An 18,694-nucleotide genomic window follows, 5' to 3' on the forward strand; every position below is an offset into this window, starting at 1 on the left:
CGCCTTAATAGCCGTGACGTTTCAACCACCCTTTTAGGAAAGCAATTTCACTCTCTTGGGCGGCGATAATGTCCTCGGCCAGTTGACGAATCTCGTCATCTTCGCCGTGCGCCAGCACGATTTCCGCCATGGCGATGGCACCTTCGTGATGGGGAATCATGCCTTGCGCGAAATCCACATCAGGGTCGCCAGTGTAGGTCGGCATGGCAGCACTCTTATCGGAGAGATAGGTAATTAAAGTTTAAAACCTACAGGCTGCCCACAGGTCAAAAAGCCGCTCCGGTCAGGAAAGCGGCTTAAGAAGTGGCATTGTCGGTGGTGCCAGTAGCAGCTAACGCGTCACGCTGTAAACCACTGGCACGGTACTGCTTAACCTATGATGCCGTGTCAGTGGCTAGAAAATGCTCCATAAACACTTGGTAGTCTTGAGCAACACAGTCCGCGTAGGCCTTAGCAAGCGTTGAGACCACGCCGATAAACTGCTCTTCACGCCCCTCTAACCGCTGGCATACCGCGTCGGCAAACGGTGCGGCTTTGCCTCGGTTAAGTGCCTGCGCACCGCGCAGGTGTTCACGGGCCAGAATTTCGCCCCACTGGCGCGCCAGCTTGCGGTAGGCTTTACCGCCAGAGAGCTTGTGGGTGGGGTAATCTTTTTTGAACGGTGAACGCTCGCGAACCGAAAACACCTTGCCGTTCATGGTCAACCAGCCAAGGTAGGCATCCGGGTGCTCCGCAATAGCATGGAACGCCGCGGCATGGCGAATGCCTTCATTGGGAAACAGCTTGCGCCACGCCTGCTGCTGCGCTTTGTCCATCAGGCGGTAGGCCTCTGGCGTGACCTGCTCTTTGATGTCCAGAATCACATCGTCGTGTTCGTGGTCCGCCCCGCCTTCGATCAGCACGTAGTACCGCTCGACGCCCAGCGACCCAGTGCCTGCATCCAAGCGCCGGGCGGTGTCTTTGACGAAGAAGTGCTGCGGGTCGCTCTCCTTGATGGGGTGCTGCAGCGTTTGCTGGTACTCCTGCTCAATGATGCGCCGTAGCTGGCTTGCCACATCCGCAGGCAGATTGGCGAGCTTACCGGGGCGCTCGGCAAACTGACGCCCTTTATCTGGGTCTAGCGTCGTCCACTTCTCCAGCATGCGGGCACGGCTCTGCTTATCGGCCACCTTGCCCATAAACGACTTAAGTGGATCCTTGGCGTTGTCCAGCGTGATCGCGTGGATCGCCACGTCATCCTCACGATGAACGCTAAGGGTGTCCATATACCCTTCCAGCAGTTTTTTGAGCGCTTTATCCACCGCTTTAGGGCTTAGCTCAGCGTTCTCACGGGCATCCAACACGAGGCTAATCGCCAGCCGCCACACGTCGTACTGGTAATCCCCAATCAACGCATCGTCGAAGTCATCCATGCCGTAGCGCACTTGGTCATCGTGGTGGCCGTATGCGCCAAAGTTGTAGGCATGGGCATCGCCCTGAAGCCAGGTTTGCGTATTCGGCCAACCGCCGAACAGCGCAAAGCGCCAGTCGTGCCATACGTCTTGCCAATAAAGGTGATTTGAGCCTCGAAAGAATCGATAGGGAGAGGCCGCCATTTTGGCGTATTTCGCCTGCCGATGCGCCGTGCTCAGCGGTGCATTCGCCTGTTGAATGGCCTCAATGACCTGCTGAGGGCGGTTATGTCCTGTCAATGCGTGGCTCATACAGTCCCTTTATGCGTGCATTTAATCGCTAAGGTTAAGCGTAGACGATGCACGTTAACAGATTAAGACACCCGCTTGCCCAAACGCGTCAGGCCACGGGGTGCTGAAATGCAAAAGAAGCGCTCGACCACCTCTTCACGCGTCGCAGGGGTCACTAGCGACACCAGCACAAACAGCGGCAAATTGACCATCAGCCCCCAAAACCCTGCATGAATGCCGAGCGGATGCCGCCATAAGGTGGTGAACGCCACGGTAACCACAAAACCGCCTAAAATACCCGCCATGACGCCCAGCCTTGAGGCGCGAGGCCACAAGAACATGCCGATAAAGGCGGGCAAAACCTGCGAGGCAAAGCCAAGCCCCACCAGCAAAATCATCACCAGGCTCCCCGGTTCAGCAATCGCCAGCGGCGCAATCACCAGAAACATAATGGGCAGAATCAAAAGCCGCGCCAGCTTGGCGGTGGTGCCCTCCGAGAGCTTGAGCAACGGCTGCAGCACGTCTTTACTCACGGAAAGGGAAACCGAATGAATAAACGGCTCGCTGGAGGACATAGAGGCCGCCAAGGTGCCCGCGCCCAGCAGCCCAACTAACACCACGGGCAAGTGCTGCATGGCGTACTCCAGCACCACGGTATCTGCCCGCGCCAGCTCCGGCAGCGAGAAAATACCGATAAAGCCCACCACCACCATGGGTAGAATCACCACGTAGTAGGTGGGTAGCCACGTCGCGCTGCGGCGGATGGTGCGCGCTGAAGAGGCGCTCATCCACTGCGTCCAAACGGGGGGCATAAACGAGAACATCGAGACGATGATCGACGTGGTCCAGAAGCTAAAACTCATATCGCCCCCCGCGCCGGGGAGGGTCAGAAACTCGGGGTTCTCGGCGGTGATGCGTTCAAATACGCCCGCAAAACTCAGCCCGCCGGTGGCACTGTGTATGGCCCATAGGCCTACCGCCCAGGCCACCACCAGCATCAGCACGCCCTGGAACGCGTTGGTACGGCCAATCGCCCGCTGCCCGCTGGCGTAGAGATAAACGGCAATGCAGGCCAGCACCAACAGCACGCCTAGCCAAACAGGAATCTGCCCGCCGCTCATCACGAATAGAATATAAGCAGAGCCAATCGTTTGTAGCACCGCGTAGGCCACGGAGCCCACCGCCATCACCAGCGCGGAGAGCGCCCCTAGCGCAGGGCTTTGGTAGCGGTCGGCAATGGCGCTTGCCTGCGTTACATGGCCAAACTGCTCGCCGAACTGCCACACCTTCGGCCCGAAGTACCAGGCCACCAGCGCTAAATAGGCCAAATAAACCGCCACATAAAATACCGCCACGCCCTTGGAGTAGGCCCAGCCCGGTGCGCCCATGAAGGTGTAAGCACTCACACTACCCGCCGCGATCAGCAGGTAAAGCGTCACTGGCCCCATGCTGCGCCCCGCCACGCCCCACTCTTCAAGATTATTCATGGAGCGGCCAGCCTGTGCGCGAAGGCCGATCAGCATCGCGGTGGCCACGTATAAAAGCGTAATGACCAGCGGCCAGGCACTACTCATGGTCGTCTCGCTCTACAATTCGGTTGCCCACTAGCATGACTGCCACGCAGGCAAACATGATCACGTAGCTCCACACCACCAGCAGCGGCAGTCCCATCACCAGCGTGGCCCGGTTCACCCAACCAATCACTGGCCAAATACCGGCCAATACTAGCGCCACAAAGGCAATGAAAAGCCCCCAGCCCGCCCAGGACGTGGGCAGCACAAAAATACGTCGCATGTCATATCCATCATGATGAAAGGAAGTCAACACCACCACGGCTGTCATGGCGGTGTCGCGGCGCGTTGCCATACTGGCAGCCACCCTAGCCGTTAAGTCGTTCATGATGAAGATTTTAATGCTTTCCGGCGTCTATTTCCCTCGGGTGAACGGCGTGCCGACGTCGATCGAAAGCTTTCGGGGGGGCGCTGGAACGAGGATACCCAGGCGGAATCTCTAGTCCGCCTGTATCACTCTCTGTGTCCCAATGCATGGGGGTCATCACCCGCCTAATGGCCAAGCCGACTACCGAGAAATCTCCTGCCGTACGATTGCCGCGCCAGCGCTCAGCGCCTTCAGCTTACCCTGGGCGACTTCACGAGGCAGGGGCGTCATACCGCAGTTGGTGCAGGGGTAAAGCTTGTCGGCATCGACGAACTGCAGCGCCTTGCGCAGCGTGTCGGCGACCTCTTCCGGCGTCTCGATGGCGTGGGTGGCCACGTCGATGGCCCCAACCATCACCTTCTTGCCGCGAATCAGCTCGATCAGCTCCATCGGCACGTGGGAGTTCTGGCACTCCAGCGAAACGATGTCGATGTTCGACGCCTGCAGCTTGGGGAAGATCTCTTCGTACTGGCGCCACTCGGACCCCAGCGTCTTCTTCCAATCGGTATTGGCCTTGATGCCGTAGCCGTAGCAGATATGTACGCCGGTCTCGCACTCGACCCCTTCGATGGCTTTTTCCAGGGCGGCGATGCCCCAGTCGTTCACCTCATCGAAGAAAACGTTGAAGGCGGGCTCATCGAACTGAATGATGTTCACGCCAGCCGCCGCCAGATCGCGGGCTTCCTGGTTGAGGATCTTGGCGAACTCCCAGGCCAGCTTTTCGCGGCTCTTGTAGTGGCCATCATAGAGCGTATCGACCATGGTCATGGGCCCGGGCAGCGCCCACTTAATCGGCTGGTCGGTCTGCTGGCGCAGGAACTTGGCATCCTCGACGAAGACCGGTTTTTCCCGCGAGACGGGGCCCACCACCGAGGGAACGCTGGCGTCATAGCGGTCGCGGATCTTGACGATCTCGCGCTGCTCGAAATCAACGCCGTTCAAGTGCTCGATGAAGGTGGTGACGAAGTGCTGGCGAGTCTGTTCACCGTCGCTGACGATGTCGATACCCGCCAAGCGCTGATCGTGCAGCGATATCCGCAGTGCATCCTGCTTGCCTTGGGCCAGCTCCTCGCCCTGCAGCTTCCAGTCCGACCAGAGTTTTTCTGGCTCGGCCAGCCAAGCGGGCTTGGGCAGGCTTCCGGCCGTCGATGTGGGCAGCAATGTCTTCATAACAATATCCTTGGTAAACAGTGAATCAAAGGGCGACATCGGCCGACCAGCGCTCGAGCACGTGACGGAAAGGTTCGATGAAGTAGCGCTCGGCAAACTTGCCCTGCTCGACGGCCAGCTGGCTACGCTCTTCGCGGTCGTACTCGATACGGGTCAACGAGTAGTCCTGATGGGTCAGATGCGGTTGATAGACCTTACCTGCCGCCGAGTTAGCGTTGTAAATTTCCGGTCGATAGATCTTCTGGAACGTCTCCATGGTGCTGATGGCGCTGATCAGTTCGAGATCGCTGTAATCGGCCAGCAGATCGCCGGAAAAGTAGAACGCCAGCGGTGCCACGCTATGGGGCGGCATGAAGTAACGCACCTGCAGGCCCATCTTGGCGAAATAGAAATCCGTGAGTGACGATGTGTCGTTCACGTATTCGACGCCCAGCACCGGGTGGCGATTTTCCGTCTGACGATACACCTTGTTGCTGGAAACGCTGAGACAGATCACCGGCGCCTTGCTGGCAACGGATCGATACGCCTCGGAGTCGACGAAACGCTTGAACAGCTTGCCGTGAAGATCGCCAAACCCCTCCGGAATACCAAATTCCGACCGCTCCTTGTTGTGCTCCGAGAGCCACACGCTGAAGTCGTAGTCGCGGACGTAGGAGGAGAAGTTGTTCCCCGTCATGCCCTCGATGCGTTTGTCGAGATGCCGATCGATGATGGTCGTCTTCAACATCTCGATCGCCGGGAAGGTAGCGCCTTCAGCCGCCACGCTTAGCTCGCCGGTAATGATCTCCAGCTCGACGGCGTAGCGATCTGCCTTGGGGTTATCCCAATGGGCCAGGGTATTGAAGCGATTGTCGATCATGGTCAGCGCGTTACGCAGGTTTTCCTGGCAGCGCTCGCCTCTCGCCAGATTGGCGAAGTTGGTCGTGGTACGCGTGCTCTCGGCAGGACGGTAGTTTTCGTCGAACCGGACGCTCTTGATATCGAAGGTAAAGTCGTAGCTCATCGCGAACAAACACCCTGTTGGTCGAGATTGGCGACGGCGCCCCAATGCAGCTCAGCGCTCGATGCCATGTGTGACGTTTCGATAGACGGGCGTTAGCGCCACGTCATCGAAGAGGATGTGTTCTTTATGCCAGACCCACCATATGAATGAAAAGCGACATTAATTCAACTCATCATGAGAAAACCTCATGATGAGTTGTTTGGCAGGGCGCTTACCCCTGTTGAAACGGATACACCGAGCCAATGTTCAGCAGCTGCGTCAGCTCATCCAGCGCGGTGAGCACCTCCGTCGCGAGCTGCGGGTCGGCCAAGTCGTCGGTAGCGAGGCGGTCGCGGTAGTGGCGGTTCACCCAGGCGGTGAGGTCGCTATAAAGTGCCTCGTTGAGCAGTACACGGCCAGTCAGCGCAGCGCGCTCGGCTTCCGACAACACCACCCGCAGGCGCAGGCAGGCGGGACCGCCGCCGTTGCGCATACTTTGCTTAACGTCTTTAACGATCACTTCGCCAATAGGGTTATTGCCCGCCAGGATGAAGTTCTGAATCGTGTTCCAAACGGCTTCACGCTCTTGGCACTCGCTGGGCACCACCAGGGTCATTGTGCCGTCTGGGTTGGAGAGCAGTTGGGAGTTGAACAGGTACGACGCCACCGCGTCTTCCATGCTCACCGCTGCCACCGGCACCCGAACGGGAATCAGCGGCGTGCTCATCTTGGCGCGCAGCTCGTCCAGCGTGCGCTCTTCATCGAGAAATGCCATTTCGTGGTAGAGCAGCACCGGGCCGTTGCCCACAGCAATCACATCGTTGTGGAACACCCCAGCATCGATGGCCTCCGGGTGCTGCTGGGCAAAGACGGTCTGGGCGTCGCTCAACCCGTGCTGGCGGGCCACCGCCTGGCTGGCTTCCAGCGTTTGCCGGGCGGGGTAGCGCTTGGGTTCGTTCCGCCCGCCGCTAAACGCCTGTCGGCCATACACGAACAGGTGCACGCCGGGCTCGCCATACTCGCCGCACAGGCGGGTGTGGTTGGCCGCCCCTTCATCGGAAAATGCGGGCGTGGCAGGCAGCACCGGGTGATGGGCAAAGTGCTGCTCATCGCGAAAAATCGCTTGCAGCACGCGGCCGGTAGTCTTCGGCTCTAGGTAGCGGTGAAAGCTGGACTGCAGGTTGGCGGGGGTAAAGTGCACCCGACCATCCGGCGCATCGACGCTGGGGGTAATTGTGCCTGCGTTAGCCGTCCACATGCTGGAGGCTGAACATACCGCCCGCAGCAGCTGCGGCGCTTGCTTCGCGGCTTGAGCGAGGATCTCGCTGTTGCTGCCGCTAAAGCCTAACGCTCGCAGTGCGCCCAAATCCGGGCGCTGCTGAGGAGGCAGCACGCCTTGGGCATAGCCCGCATCCATCAGCGACTTCATTTTGGCCAGCCCCTGCAGCGCCCCCTCTTTGGGGTTGGAGACCAAGCCACCGTGGCTCATGGAGGCCACGTTGCCGTGGGCAAGCCCCGAATAGTTGTGGGTAAGCCCTACCAAGCCATCGAAGTTGACTTCGCGAATGCTGTTCAGGCTCATAGATTGACTCCCAGCGGCAGGGTTTCGGGCATTTCCAGGCTTTCCGCCTCCATGGAGGCGACCGGGTAAGCGCAGTAGTCTGCGGCGTAGTAAGCACTGGGGCGGTGGTTGCCGCTGTCGCCTACGCCGCCGAAGGGCGCATCGCCAGAGGCTCCGGTGGTCTGGCGGTTCCAGTTCACAATGCCTGCGCGAATACGCAGCAGGAAGTCGTCCCAATCCGCCTGCTCGCCACCAATCAACCCGGCAGAAAGGCCATAGCGGGTGTCGTTGGCAAGGGCCAGCGCCTCATCCCAATCCGCATAGCGATGGATTTTCAGCAGCGGGCCGAAGTGCTCCTCGTCGGGCACGTCTAGGCCCGTCACGTCGATCAGCGCGGGGCTGAGCAGGCTGGTGTTCTCTTTGAGGCGCTGCATACGGTTAATAACCGTACCGCCCATGGCTTCCAGTTCATCCTGGGCGTTGAGGAGGCCATCGGCTGCAGCAACGCTTACCAAGCCGCCATAGAACGGCGCAGGCTCCTCGTCGAACTGCCCCGCCACGTGCAGCTTAGCGATGGCATCCGAAAGCGCGTCGATGAGGCGGTCGCCCACCTCCCCCTGGGGCACCATCAAGCGGCGGGCGCAGGTGCAGCGCTGCCCCCCAGAGAGAAACGCCGACTGGAGAATCGTCAGCACGGCAGCGCGCTCATCCTCCACATCTTTCACCACCAGCGGATTGTTGCCGCCTAATTCCAGCGCGAGGATTTTATCCAGCTGCCCGGCAAACTGCTGCTGCAGCATGCCACCCACTTTGGCACTGCCGGTAAACAGCAGGCCATCGATACCCGGGTGGGCAGAGAGCGCCTGTCCCACGGCCACCCCGCCCTGCACCAGGTTGATCACCCCAGCAGGCAGCCCGGCTTCTATCCAGCACTGCAGGGTGAGATCCGCGGTGAGCGGGGTTTGGTCGCTGGGCTTGAACACCACGGTGTTACCCGCCAATAGGGCGGGCACCATATGGCCATTGGGCAGGTGGCCAGGGAAGTTATAGGGGCCAAACACCGCCATGACGCCGTGGGGGCGGTGGCGCAGTACCGCTTTGGCACTGCCGACGGCTTTTTCACGCTCCCCGGTGCGCTCGTGGTACGCCTTGATGGAGAGCGCGACCTTACCCATCATCGCGCCTGCCTCGGTGCGTGCTTCCCACAATGGCTTGCCGGTTTCCGAGGCGATGGCAATGGCCAAGTCCTCGCGGCGTGCGGTCAATACGTCGACAAAGCGCTCCACCAGCGCCTGACGCTCAGAAAAGGGCGTGCGCGCCCAGGTAGGAAACGCCGCACGGGCTGCCTCCACCGCCGTGCTTACCTGGCGGCTAGAGACAGCCGCCCCTTGCCATAGCAGCGTTCCCGCAACGGGGTCGTGCTTGGTAAAGGGCTCGGCGTCGCCGACGACCCAGGCGCCGTTGATCAGTTGCTGCTGCTGGGCGTGCATGTTCTGGGTGTGCATCGTGCTCTCCTTCACTGAGTTTTTGTCGTCTTGGCGCAGGTCGAGGGGGCGCTTAGATTGCCAATATTAGGTTTCCAGCAGGCGAACGGCGTCGCCGGTGGAAACGCCTAGCCGCTCGGCCTCGTCGGGGGTGAGCACAACCGTGCTGCTATCTGCCGGGCCGCGGCCTATCCAGCTCGCGGTAAAGTTCAGCATCTGGGTAGATGCCGCTAGCCAGCGGCTAACGCTCTCTTGTGGCGCGTTAGAGGAGACTTCCACCTGATAAAGCTGCGAGTTGCGAATCGCCCGCACGTCATCGATGTAGGCCTCCACCGTGGGGCCACCATCGAAAATGTCGATGTAGCCTTCCCAGCGCAGCCCCTCTTTTTTAAGCATCTCCAGCGCTGGCCGGGTGTGCCGGTGCACCTGCCCGATACACGCCCGCGCCTCTTCCGACATGAAGGTGGTGTAGATCGGGAACTTGGGCATCAGCTCGCCGATAAAGCTCTTCTGGCCCAGGCCGGTCAAGCGGTCGGCTTCGTTGAAATCCATGGGGAAGAAGTGTTTCCCCAGGCTCTCCCAGAAGGGACTAACGTTGTTCTCGTCGAACACGCCGCGCATCTCGGCCAGCACTTTCTGCGGAAAGCGGTCGCGGAACTGGGCAATGAATAGCCAGCGCGCTTTGGAAAGCAGCGCCCCGTTACGCAGGTGTTTGTTGGCCTCGCCGCGATACTCGGGGCGCAGAAACAGCGAGCACACCTCGGCGTCGCCGGTATGGTCGGAGCTTAAAAACAGTGTATCGATGGTGCGATGCAGATCGAGCTGTACCGACGAGTGCGCCAGGGTGCCAAGCCGATAGTTGTAGAACGGCACCTCACGACCCACCTGACCTTCGATGGCGCAACAACCTGCTAGCTCGCCGTTGGTTTCATCTTCTAGCACGAAGAAGTAGAGACGGTCGTCTACCGGTGTGCGCTCTTCGAAGGCGCGGGCGGCGGACTCGATTTTACCGGCCAAAAACTCGCGGTTATCCGGCAGCGAGGTAAAGCCAACACCGGCCTGCTGCGCAAGCGCCTGGAGCCCATCCAGATCATCACGGGCAATGGGTCGAATGCGCATTACATCTCTCCTTCATCGAGCGCGTCCACGGCGCTGGGCAGGGTTAACGGTGCCGCCAGCACCGCCCGCCCCTCTTCTACACCCAAACGCTCCGCGTGCTGCGGCGAGAGCATCAGCTGCCCCGTGGGCGAGAGCGCGTAGCGCGCGACGATGCAGCGGAAATCGCTCAGCGTTTGGTTGGCGATCATCGCCGGTTCGGCATCCGGCAACGCGTGTTCTGGGCGGATTCGCACAGGGTGCCAGGCAGCGCGGCGGAAGGTTTCCAGGCGCTCGCGCTCGGCTTTGACGATGGGGCCTGCATCGAAAATATCCACGTGTCGGGAGCGCACGAAGCCCTCGGCCAGCATTTCGGCCAGCGCTTCTTCGTGGGCCGGATGCTCGCGGCCAATCGCAGCGCGGGCCTGGGGCGTGAGTAGCGGCAAGTAGAGCGGAAACTGCGGCATCACTTCCGCAATAAAGCTTTTCGAACGCACGCCTGCCATGTGATTCATCTCTTGGAAGCTGCGGGCAAAAAAGTGGCGGCCCACGCTCTCCCAAAAGGGAGATTCATTCTGGCTATCCAAAAAGCCGGGAAAGGCCACCGCCAGAATCCGTGAGAAGCGCTCCGGGTACTGGGCGATAAACATCAGCCGCGCCCGGCGCAGCAGGCTCTCCGCGCTGGTGCCTTTGTAGCGCGGGTTAAGCGACAGCGCGCAAAGCAGCGTGGCATCCGAGGCTTCATGAGAGAGCGCCAGCGTTTGCACTTCACGGCGAACGTTAAGCTGCTGAGAGGCGTGAATCAGCGTCTCTTGGCGGTAGGTGTAGTAGGCCTCGGCAGCCCCCGCCTGGGCGCGGATGGTGGCCGTGCCCAGCACCTCGTTGTGGCTATCGTCCGCCAACACGAACATATAGTGCTCGTTACCGGGGTACTCGATCTCGCTGGCGAATGCTTCCTGGGAGCGCACGATGCGCTCCTCAAGACGGTCGCGGTTGGCGGGCAGGTTGGTAAGCCGAGGCACCGCATGTTCTGCCAGTTGCTCTAAGGCGGGAAGGTCAGCCAGCGTGACCGGTCGGATTACCAACATGTTTAACGCCCCCTCTTGTGTGACTTGCGCCTGACTCATGCGCTAGCGACAAGTCGCTCGATGGCACGCTCGAGACGTGCCATGCCCTCGGCGATGTCTTCCTCGGGAATCACCAGCGAGGGCGCCATACGCAGCACGTTGGGGCCTGCAATCAGCGCCATCACGCCCTCTTCAATCGCCAACGGCAGAATATCTTTGGCACGGCCTTCGAAAGCGTCCGACATCTGGGCACCCATCAGCATGCCCATACCACGGATCTCTTTGAAAACGCCGTGTTTGCGGTTGATGGTTTCCAGGTGCTCGCGGAACAGGTCGTGGCGATGTTTGACACCTTGCAGCACCTCCGGCGTATCGATGAACTCGACCGCCGCCAGCGCCACCGCTGAGGCCAATGCGTTACCGCCGTAGGTAGAGCCGTGGGTGCCGATGGCTAGCGATGTGGCGATGGCATCGGTGGTCAGCATGGCACCAATCGGGAAGCCGCCGCCCAGCGACTTAGCGCTGGTGAGAATATCCGGGGTAATGCCGAAGTTTTTATAGGCATACAGCTCTCCGCTGCGTCCAACGCCGGTTTGCACTTCATCGAAAATCAGCAGCGCGTTGTGCTCGTCACACAGATCGCGCAGGCCCTGCAGGAACTCTTGGGTCGCGGGGACGATCCCGCCTTCGCCCTGCATCGGCTCAACCATGATGGCGCAGGTGTCGTCGCCCACGAGCTTACGCACGCTCTCCAGGTCGTTGAAGTTGGCGTGCAGAATGCCGCCCGGTACCGGGCCAAAGCCTTGGGAGTACTTGGGCTGGCCGCCTACGCTCACGGTGAAGAACGTGCGGCCATGGAACGACTGGTAGAACGAAATGATTTTGTCTTTATGCTCGCCGTAGTGGTCGACCGCCCAGCGGCGTGCCAGCTTCAGCGCGGCTTCGTTGGCTTCACCGCCGGAGGAGCATAAAAAGACCTTATCGGCGAAGGTGCGCTCGGTAAGGGTTTTGGCCAGTTTGAGCGCCGGTTCGTTGGTGAATACGTTGGAGAGATGCCAAAGCTTTTCGCCCTGCTCTTTCAGCGCATTGACCAGCACCGGATGGCAGTGACCCAGGGAGTTCACCGCAATACCGCCAGCGAAATCGATGTACTCGCGGCCTTCTTGGTCCCACAAGCGGCTGCCTTCACCACGTACCGGAATAATCTGCTGCGGCGCGTAGTTAGGCGTCATGTAGTGGTCGAAGTCTTGACGGTTCGGGGTGTGGCTCATGGGACAGTACCTCCAGTGGAGTAAGCGATGGATTCAGTATACGGGGGGCGTAGGACGCCCTGCTTTCAGTATTGGGACGGTAAATTATGAAAAGCTGCGCTCAACCCAGCCGCTCTTCCCGCGGGGTAATACCAAAGTGGTTGCGATAGGCGGTAGAAAAATGCGCGCCGGAAGAGAACCCCGTCATCAGGGCGATATCCCCTACCGGGCGGTCGCTCTCCCTTAGCTGCTTGCGGGCATCCTGCAGGCGCAAATCCAAATAGTAGCGGCTGGGCACCGCCTGCAGGTACTTCTTGAACAGGCGCTCCAACTGACGTCGAGAAATGCCTAGATGCTCGGCAAGCTCCAGCGTCGAAAGTGGCTCTTCGATATTGGCTTCCATAAGAGTCACCGCATCTACCAAGCTCTGTGGCGCGTGGCCCAAACGGTTGCGCAGCGGCACGTGCTGGCGTTCATCGGCCAAACGAATACGGTCGCAGACGAACTGCTCAGAGACCTGCTCGGCCAAGCGTGGGCCGTGATGCTTGCCAATTAGCGTGAGCATCATATCCATAGCGGCGGTGCCGCCCGCGCAGGTCAGGCGGTCGCGATCAATTTCAAACAGCTGTTGGGAGAGCGCCACCTGGGGATAGGCTTGGGCAAACGCATCGAAGCGCTGCCAAGGCAAGGTAGCGCGGTAGCCTTCCAGCAAACCACAGCGAGCGAGCACCTCGGTGCCTCCGGCCAAACCGCCGATAGCAACGCCACGGCCATGATGGCTACGCAGCCACTCATTGAGCTTCGCGGGCAATACGTAGGGTAGCGGCGTAGGCGCACACACCAGCAGTAAATCCAGCGGGCCAAGGGGCGCTCCTAACGCATGCTGCGCGATGAGCGAAAGCTGCGCGCCGCTGCGCACGGGCTCTTCATCTAGGCTGAGGGTAACGGTGTGGTAAAGCATCTGGCCGCTCAGCTGATTGGCCATTTGCAGCGGCTCAATAGCGCTGGCGTGAGCCAGCAGCGAAAACCCAGGCAGCAACACAAACGCCACCCGCCTGCGTTGGCTTGGGGGTGGCGTTAACGTACTGGAATGCATGTGAATTCGCTGTGCTGCCTATTGCGCTGCATGAAAACCGCCGCTGGTGGACTGGATAAGGCGTTCTATTTAAACGCTATCTTACTCAATTGCGCGATTGAAGGCAGCGCCATGTCCACGCAAACAAAAACAGGACGCATAAATGCAAATTGCCGAGCCTAGGCCCGGCAATTTGCACAATAGCAAACGCTCACTTTAGCCGCCGCTATTGCCTAATCCCAACATGACAATGCCAGCGACGATGATGCCCATAATCACGATGACTAACGGCAGCATCTTATGGAGACCATAGGCAAGTTTTCTCGCTTCGGGCTGCTGCTGGGGTCGATGATTCATAGCGCGTCGGCGTGCGCTGCCCGTCGCGCTGCGTTTATAACGTTACGACATCGAACTCGACCTCGGGGTTCACATCGGCATCGTAGTCCACGTCGTCACGCTCGAAGCCGAACAGCTTCAGGAACTCGTGCTTGTAACCAGCATAGTCGGTGATCTGGAACAGGTTCTCGGTGGTCACCTGAGGCCACAGATCCTTACACGCCTGCTGCACGTCGTCACGCAGCTCCCAGTCGTCCAGACGCAGGCGGCCAGCCTCGTCGGTGGTGAACTCACCTCCATAGAGGCGCTCGCCGAACAGGCGGTTGAGCTGCTCGATGGTGCCTTCGTGCAGGCCCTTCTCCTTCATCACCTTGTAGACCATGGCGATGTACAGCGGCATCACCGGAATCGCCGCGCTGGCTTGGGTAACGACGGATTTCAGCACCGCCACGTTGGCACCGCCGCCGCTCTCTTGCAGTTTGGCATCGATGGCCGCCGCTGCGCGGTCCAGGTCTTCCTTGGCTTTCCCCAGGGCACCATGCCAGTAGATCGGCCAGGTGATTTCGGTACCGATATAGCTGAACGCCACGCTGCGGGCACCTTTGGCCAGCACGCCTGCATCGGCCAGAGCGCTCATCCACAGCTCCCAGTCTTCGCCGCCCATCACGGTGATGGTGTCGTCGATCTCTTGCTGGGTGGCCGGTTCCACTTCGGCTTCAATAATGGTGTCTTTGTTAGTATCAATGGCCGTGGCGCGGTAGGTCTCACCAATCGGCTTTAGGCTAGAGCGTTTGACTTCACCGGTATCGGGCAGCTTACGCACGGGGGATGCCAGTGAGTAAACCACGAGATCAATCTCACCCATGTCTTGCTTGATCAGCTCAATGGCTTTTTCCCGCGCTTCGTGGGAGAACGCATCTCCATTAATGGATTTGCTGTACAGACCTTCCTGCTTGGCAAACTTATCGAACGCGGCGCTGTTGTACCAGCCAGCGGTGCCCGGCTTCTTCTCGGTGCCCGGCTTTTCAAAAAACACCCCCAGAGTGTCGGCGCCGTAACCAAAGGCGGCGGTAATACGCGCCGCTAGGCCGTAACCGCTAGAGGCACCGATCACCAGCACTTTCTTCGGGCCTTGGCTTTTGTCCAAACCACGGGCGCGGGTCGCTTCGATCTGCTCGAGAACGTTCTGCTCGCAGCCTTTCGGGTGGGTGGTGGTGCAGATAAAGCCACGCACTTTCGGTTTAATGATCACATTCGACCCCTTCATCAGATGAGTATTGCGTTCGGCACGGCAGTGCCGAGTTATCAATGAGGGTATTCTAGCGGTCTCGGCGCGCCCTGTCCGCTCTTGAGCTTATCCGCCATTCGCGGCAGGATAGCGGCCTGCCCACCACTTGCCGACGGAAGCTTTAATGAATGCACAGCAGCTAGTCGATGAGCGGGGCGATTTGTGGCTAGCACTCGCCCCTCTCTGGCTTGACCGCGAACCCAGCGAGCGCGACTACGCCCATATGATTGAGGTGATTGAGCAGCACAAGATGTCGCTCAAAGAGCTTGAGTGGATGCTGCGCTTAGAGCTAGCGCCGGTGATGTCACGCCACCAGCTGTCAGTCGCCAGTGAGTGGCGCAAGTTCGATGACTACAAACTGATGAAGCAGCTGGTGAACCACAATCTGAAATTGAAAGGCTGGCGGCGCAAAAGCTGGGCACTCTTTTCGGGATTGACGACCATGATGGTTCGCCATCGCTGGACCGAGCTAATGCAACGCTTGATGGTCGCGCGCGGGGAGGTTTAGCGGCTGGCTGATTCACTCTTTATCCAGTGCGGCTTCAAGGGCTAAGCGCAGCGTTAACCCATGATCCTTGGGGCCAAAGCGGGCGATGACCTTGCCATCTCGGCCTACCAGAAACTTGGTGAAATTCCACTTTACAGCTTTGGTGCCCAAAATCCCTGGCGCCTCCCGCTTGAGCTGTACAAATAGCGGGTGAGCATCGGAGCCGTTGACTTTCACCTTTTCCAGCAGCGGAAAGCTCACCCCGAACTGCTGCTCGCCAAAGGCGCAGAACGCCTCGGCACTCTCGGGCGACTGGCGACCAAACTGGTTACAGGGGAAGCCCAACACGGTAAATCCACGATCCCGGTAACGCTGGTACAGCCCCTCGAGCTCTTTCAACTGCGGCGTAAAACCGCACTGGCTGGCCACATTGACCACCAATAATACCTGCCCACGCAAAGCGCGCAGATTGAAGGGCTTACCTTGATGGGTATAACAATCCTGCTCGTAAATCGTCATCGCCAGGCCTCTAAATGCCTTTACCAGCATGCGCCTTACCTTGCCATGGCAACGGTAGTGACACCAGCGTGGAAATTAAATGATGGGCCCCGCCACCACACGCAGCGCCAGCGCGATCAGCAATACGCCAGTCATCCGATTGATCCAGTGCGCGTGGCGCTGCAGCCACGGCAGCACCCGAGAGTGAGAGAGCCCTACGGCCACCAGCACGTACCAGCCACCATCAATAATAATAGCCGTGGCCACGATGATCGCCTTGGCAAGCAAGGACATCTCCGGCGTCACGAACTGGCTCAATAGCGCGACGAAAAAGATGATCAGCTTGGGGTTGCCCAGGGCCACCAGTACGGCTTCCTTGGCGGCTTGCTGCGGTGTGGTGACCACGGCACTCGGCGAGAGCGCACCGCTACGGCCAGCGCGCAGCGCCTTGATACCCAGCCACGCCAAATACGCTGCGCCGCACCATGTAATCAACTGAAACAATTCGGGAAAACGCACCATTACAGCGCCCAAGCCCAGCACGGTGAGCAACGCATAAAACCCTACGCCGAAGGCATGAAAAATAGCCGCCGTGATGCCTGGCACGCGACCACCCCCCAACGTGTGGCGTAGCACCAATGCTAAGCTTGGCCCAGGCGACATGGCCCCCATCGCACAAATGGCAGCCAGCGAAAGCCAGAGTGTCAGCGGCATTTTCTCCTCCAGGGATAGCCTCGTTATGAGCTGGCCAGTATACGACAGCGCTTGCCTAAGCTAAGGCCAATTCTTGTGTTGTTGCCTGTAGCATGTCTTTTAACCGTAGGGGAAACCACCCAGGCGCTTAAATAACACTGTTAGCATGGTACGCTGTTGGGTAAAATTTTCCCCTTTTTGAAAACGATGACGCCTGCCATGCAGGCGGTTCATGGCTAATAAAGGACTTCAATATGGGTAGGGCGTTTCAAAACCGTAAGGAATCCATGGCCAAAACGGCCGCTGCGAAAACCAAAGTTTACAGCAAGTATGGACGTGAAATTTACGTCTGTGCCAAAGCGGGCGGTACGGATCCTAACGGTAACCTCGCACTGCGCGGTTTGATAGAGCGTGCCAAGAAAGACCAGGTGCCGTCCCACGTCATTGATAAAGCCCTGGATAAAGCCAGCGGCGCAGGCGGCGAAGACTTCTCTCCGGCACGCTACGAGGGCTTTGGCCCCGGCAACGCCATGGTGATTGTCGACTGCTTGACCGACAACCCCAACCGCACCTTTGGCGATGTACGCGGCTGCTTCACCAAAACCAAGAGCAAGATCGGCACGCCGGGCAGCGTCAGCCACATGTTCGACCACTGCGCGATCTTCTCTTTCGCTGGTAGCGATGAAGAAACCGTACTGGAAGCGCTGATGGAAGCCGACGTGGACGTGACCGATATCGAACAGGAAGAGGGGCGCATCACCGTCTTTGCGCCGCATACCGACTACGCCAAAGCCAAGCAGGCACTGTTGGATGCCTTCGGTGAAATCGACTTTGAAGTCGACGAGATCCAGTTCCTGCCGCAAACCACCACGCCCATCGAAGGCGACGACGTGGCGATGTTTGAAAAGTTTCTGGGTATGCTCAACGAGCTGGACGACGTACAGAACGTCTTCCATAACGCGGAGCTACCGGAAGAGAGCGCTTGAGCCGTTAGGCACTTAACGCATCCTTCGGTACAAAGATCCACCCTTCGGCCGCTGACATCTCTGCTGGCGGCCAAGCCACGCTCTCTTTTGCATGCTCCAAGCTCCGTTGGTTGATGGAGCAGGGCGTGCAATGTTTCAGGCATGTACACGCGCTGACGCAGCGCCGCAAACCCAGCCGACCGTTTAGTCATCCAGCACCACAGGCTGGCAGAGTTGTTATCGCAGTTCCAGCCGCCCACGTCCCATCCAATATAGAGTGTGGTTGGTGTTGTCATCAGCTAGCTGCACCTCGTGCATCTAGGGCGGCATCTGGTGGTAGCAGCGCTGGTTGAATGCCAGCAGCGCTTAGCACTGCTTTGCCGCGCACCGTTAAGTCAGTGATAAACAGAAACTGCTGGCGGGGGTCGACGGGGTAAGCACGGATACGGTAATGGGTGCCCCAGGGCTTCTCCTCCGCCACCACAATAATCGGCTCTCCAAATTTTAAATAAGCACTGGTCAGCGCCACATCGCGCAGTGCTTTGCGCACCCAGCCGGCTTCATGCTCTGGATGAAGGTAAAAACTCGCCACGCACTGCAGGCTAGTGCCACCATTATTGGCGTTATAGATCGCGGTGTCCCAGAGCTTCAAATGCGGCACGGCGACCAGATCGTCATCAGGAGTTTGTACTTCTACCGTACGCATGCCCACGTGCTTTACTTCGCCGTACGTGCCTTCGATATTCACCCAGTCGCCAGGCCGGTACGGTAGCTCGACGGCAGACACTACCCCAGCGATCAGGCTGCTGACATAGTCTTTCAGCGCAAAGCCAATGGCTAAGCCAATCGCCCCCAGCAGCGTCACCATATTGCGCAACGACGGCTCGATAATGATGGGGACGGCAGTGGCGAGCGCGGCGATCAAAATTAGCAGGCGGGTGAGCGGCACCAGGGCAAAGACCCGAAAGCGCACTTGGCCGTGTAGCCGATTCGCCACCCAGTTGAGTCCTCGCTGGCTGACAATAATCAGTAGAATCGTGCTGACCAAGATAAGGCCGAGCGTTATCAACGCTTGGCTATCCATTTCGTTAAACAGCTTGGCGTACTGCCCTTGGTCTTCCAT

Annotated in this window: 19 protein-coding genes; 2 read left to right on the forward strand and 17 right to left on the reverse strand. The window is 59.2% G+C overall.

All coding sequences use genetic code 11. The annotated features are described in order from the left end of the window. Nucleotides 1–4 precede the first annotated feature (4 nt). From copM to fabV, 14 genes are all read right to left on the reverse strand, one after another. Entirely contained in the window at nt 5–205 is a 201-nt protein-coding gene (gene copM / locus AC13CN_RS16560; protein ID WP_074210257.1) for a CopM family metallochaperone, read from the reverse strand. Between the two features lie 169 nt (nt 206–374). Further along, the gene (locus AC13CN_RS16565; RefSeq protein ID WP_213262537.1) at nt 375–1,703 is read right to left on the reverse strand and encodes a DUF2252 domain-containing protein; all 1,329 of its coding nucleotides are present in this window, start codon (nt 1,701–1,703) and stop codon (nt 375–377) included. Nucleotides 1,704–1,765: 62 nt separating this feature from the next. Beyond that, complete coding sequence (locus AC13CN_RS16570; RefSeq protein ID WP_253556951.1) at nt 1,766–3,256, reverse strand: sodium:solute symporter family protein; 1,491 nt, start codon at nt 3,254–3,256, stop codon at nt 1,766–1,768. Further along, nucleotides 3,249–3,548 (reverse strand): hypothetical protein, encoded by a 300-nt coding sequence (locus AC13CN_RS16575; protein WP_228219337.1) that lies wholly within the window; start codon nt 3,546–3,548, stop codon nt 3,249–3,251. Before AC13CN_RS16575 ends, AC13CN_RS16570 begins: the two co-directional genes overlap by 8 nt. 213 nt (nt 3,549–3,761) lie before the next feature. Then, nucleotides 3,762–4,790 carry a methionine synthase gene (locus AC13CN_RS16580; RefSeq protein ID WP_137093503.1) on the reverse strand — a complete coding sequence of 343 codons (1,029 nt, stop codon included), beginning with the start codon at nt 4,788–4,790 and terminating at the stop codon, nt 3,762–3,764. A 25-nt stretch (nt 4,791–4,815) separates the two neighbouring features. Continuing rightward, nucleotides 4,816–5,793 carry a DUF1852 domain-containing protein gene (locus AC13CN_RS16585; protein ID WP_054641288.1) on the reverse strand — a complete coding sequence of 326 codons (978 nt, stop codon included), beginning with the start codon at nt 5,791–5,793 and terminating at the stop codon, nt 4,816–4,818. A 211-nt stretch (nt 5,794–6,004) separates the two neighbouring features. Continuing rightward, complete coding sequence (astB, locus tag AC13CN_RS16590; RefSeq protein ID WP_172514759.1) at nt 6,005–7,354, reverse strand: N-succinylarginine dihydrolase; 1,350 nt, start codon at nt 7,352–7,354, stop codon at nt 6,005–6,007. Continuing rightward, on the reverse strand, nt 7,351–8,823 hold the full coding sequence (gene astD, locus AC13CN_RS16595) for a succinylglutamate-semialdehyde dehydrogenase (RefSeq protein ID WP_253557695.1): 1,473 nt from the start codon (nt 8,821–8,823) through the stop codon (nt 7,351–7,353). The genes astB and astD overlap by 4 nt, the downstream gene beginning before the upstream one ends. Before the next feature lie 81 nt (nt 8,824–8,904). Then, nucleotides 8,905–9,936 carry an arginine N-succinyltransferase gene (gene astA / locus AC13CN_RS16600; protein WP_228219340.1) on the reverse strand — a complete coding sequence of 344 codons (1,032 nt, stop codon included), beginning with the start codon at nt 9,934–9,936 and terminating at the stop codon, nt 8,905–8,907. Then, a complete protein-coding gene (locus AC13CN_RS16605) occupies nt 9,936–11,000 on the reverse strand; it encodes an arginine N-succinyltransferase (RefSeq protein WP_253557649.1) in 1,065 nt (354 codons plus the stop codon). The genes astA and AC13CN_RS16605 overlap by 1 nt, the downstream gene beginning before the upstream one ends. 35 nt (nt 11,001–11,035) lie before the next feature. Further along, nucleotides 11,036–12,250: an aspartate aminotransferase family protein gene (locus tag AC13CN_RS16610; RefSeq protein WP_253557651.1), complete on the reverse strand. Its 1,215-nt coding sequence runs from the start codon at nt 12,248–12,250 to the stop codon at nt 11,036–11,038. A 100-nt stretch (nt 12,251–12,350) separates the two neighbouring features. Further along, nucleotides 12,351–13,325 (reverse strand): GlxA family transcriptional regulator, encoded by a 975-nt coding sequence (locus tag AC13CN_RS16615; protein ID WP_253557653.1) that lies wholly within the window; start codon nt 13,323–13,325, stop codon nt 12,351–12,353. Nucleotides 13,326–13,520: 195 nt separating this feature from the next. After that, the gene (locus AC13CN_RS16620; RefSeq protein ID WP_253557661.1) at nt 13,521–13,661 is read right to left on the reverse strand and encodes a hypothetical protein; all 141 of its coding nucleotides are present in this window, start codon (nt 13,659–13,661) and stop codon (nt 13,521–13,523) included. Nucleotides 13,662–13,695: 34 nt separating this feature from the next. Further along, complete coding sequence (gene fabV / locus AC13CN_RS16625; protein WP_044629258.1) at nt 13,696–14,892, reverse strand: enoyl-ACP reductase FabV; 1,197 nt, start codon at nt 14,890–14,892, stop codon at nt 13,696–13,698. Between the two features lie 160 nt (nt 14,893–15,052). Here fabV and AC13CN_RS16630 point away from each other — a divergent pair, with 160 nt between their 5' ends. Continuing rightward, nucleotides 15,053–15,436, forward strand: coding sequence for a DUF7079 family protein (locus AC13CN_RS16630; RefSeq protein ID WP_044629259.1), 384 nt, complete (start codon nt 15,053–15,055; stop codon nt 15,434–15,436). A 12-nt stretch (nt 15,437–15,448) separates the two neighbouring features. Here AC13CN_RS16630 and AC13CN_RS16635 read toward each other — a convergent pair whose 3' ends face one another. Both AC13CN_RS16635 and AC13CN_RS16640 read right to left on the reverse strand, forming a co-directional pair. After that, complete coding sequence (locus AC13CN_RS16635; RefSeq protein ID WP_044629284.1) at nt 15,449–15,934, reverse strand: glutathione peroxidase; 486 nt, start codon at nt 15,932–15,934, stop codon at nt 15,449–15,451. A gap of 75 nt (nt 15,935–16,009) precedes the next feature. After that, nucleotides 16,010–16,627, reverse strand: a complete 618-nt coding sequence (locus AC13CN_RS16640) for a LysE family translocator (RefSeq protein ID WP_253557675.1) — start codon at nt 16,625–16,627, stop codon at nt 16,010–16,012. A 233-nt stretch (nt 16,628–16,860) separates the two neighbouring features. Between AC13CN_RS16640 and AC13CN_RS16645 the strand changes: the two genes are divergently transcribed. Further along, on the forward strand, nt 16,861–17,592 hold the full coding sequence (locus AC13CN_RS16645; RefSeq protein ID WP_253557677.1) for a YebC/PmpR family DNA-binding transcriptional regulator: 732 nt from the start codon (nt 16,861–16,863) through the stop codon (nt 17,590–17,592). A 274-nt stretch (nt 17,593–17,866) separates the two neighbouring features. On the opposite strand, the gene AC13CN_RS16650 is transcribed toward AC13CN_RS16645, so the two are convergent. Next, complete coding sequence (locus AC13CN_RS16650) at nt 17,867–18,694, reverse strand: mechanosensitive ion channel family protein (RefSeq protein WP_253557680.1); 828 nt, start codon at nt 18,692–18,694, stop codon at nt 17,867–17,869.

It is taken from the genome of Vreelandella sp. L-25 (assembly GCF_056857535.1).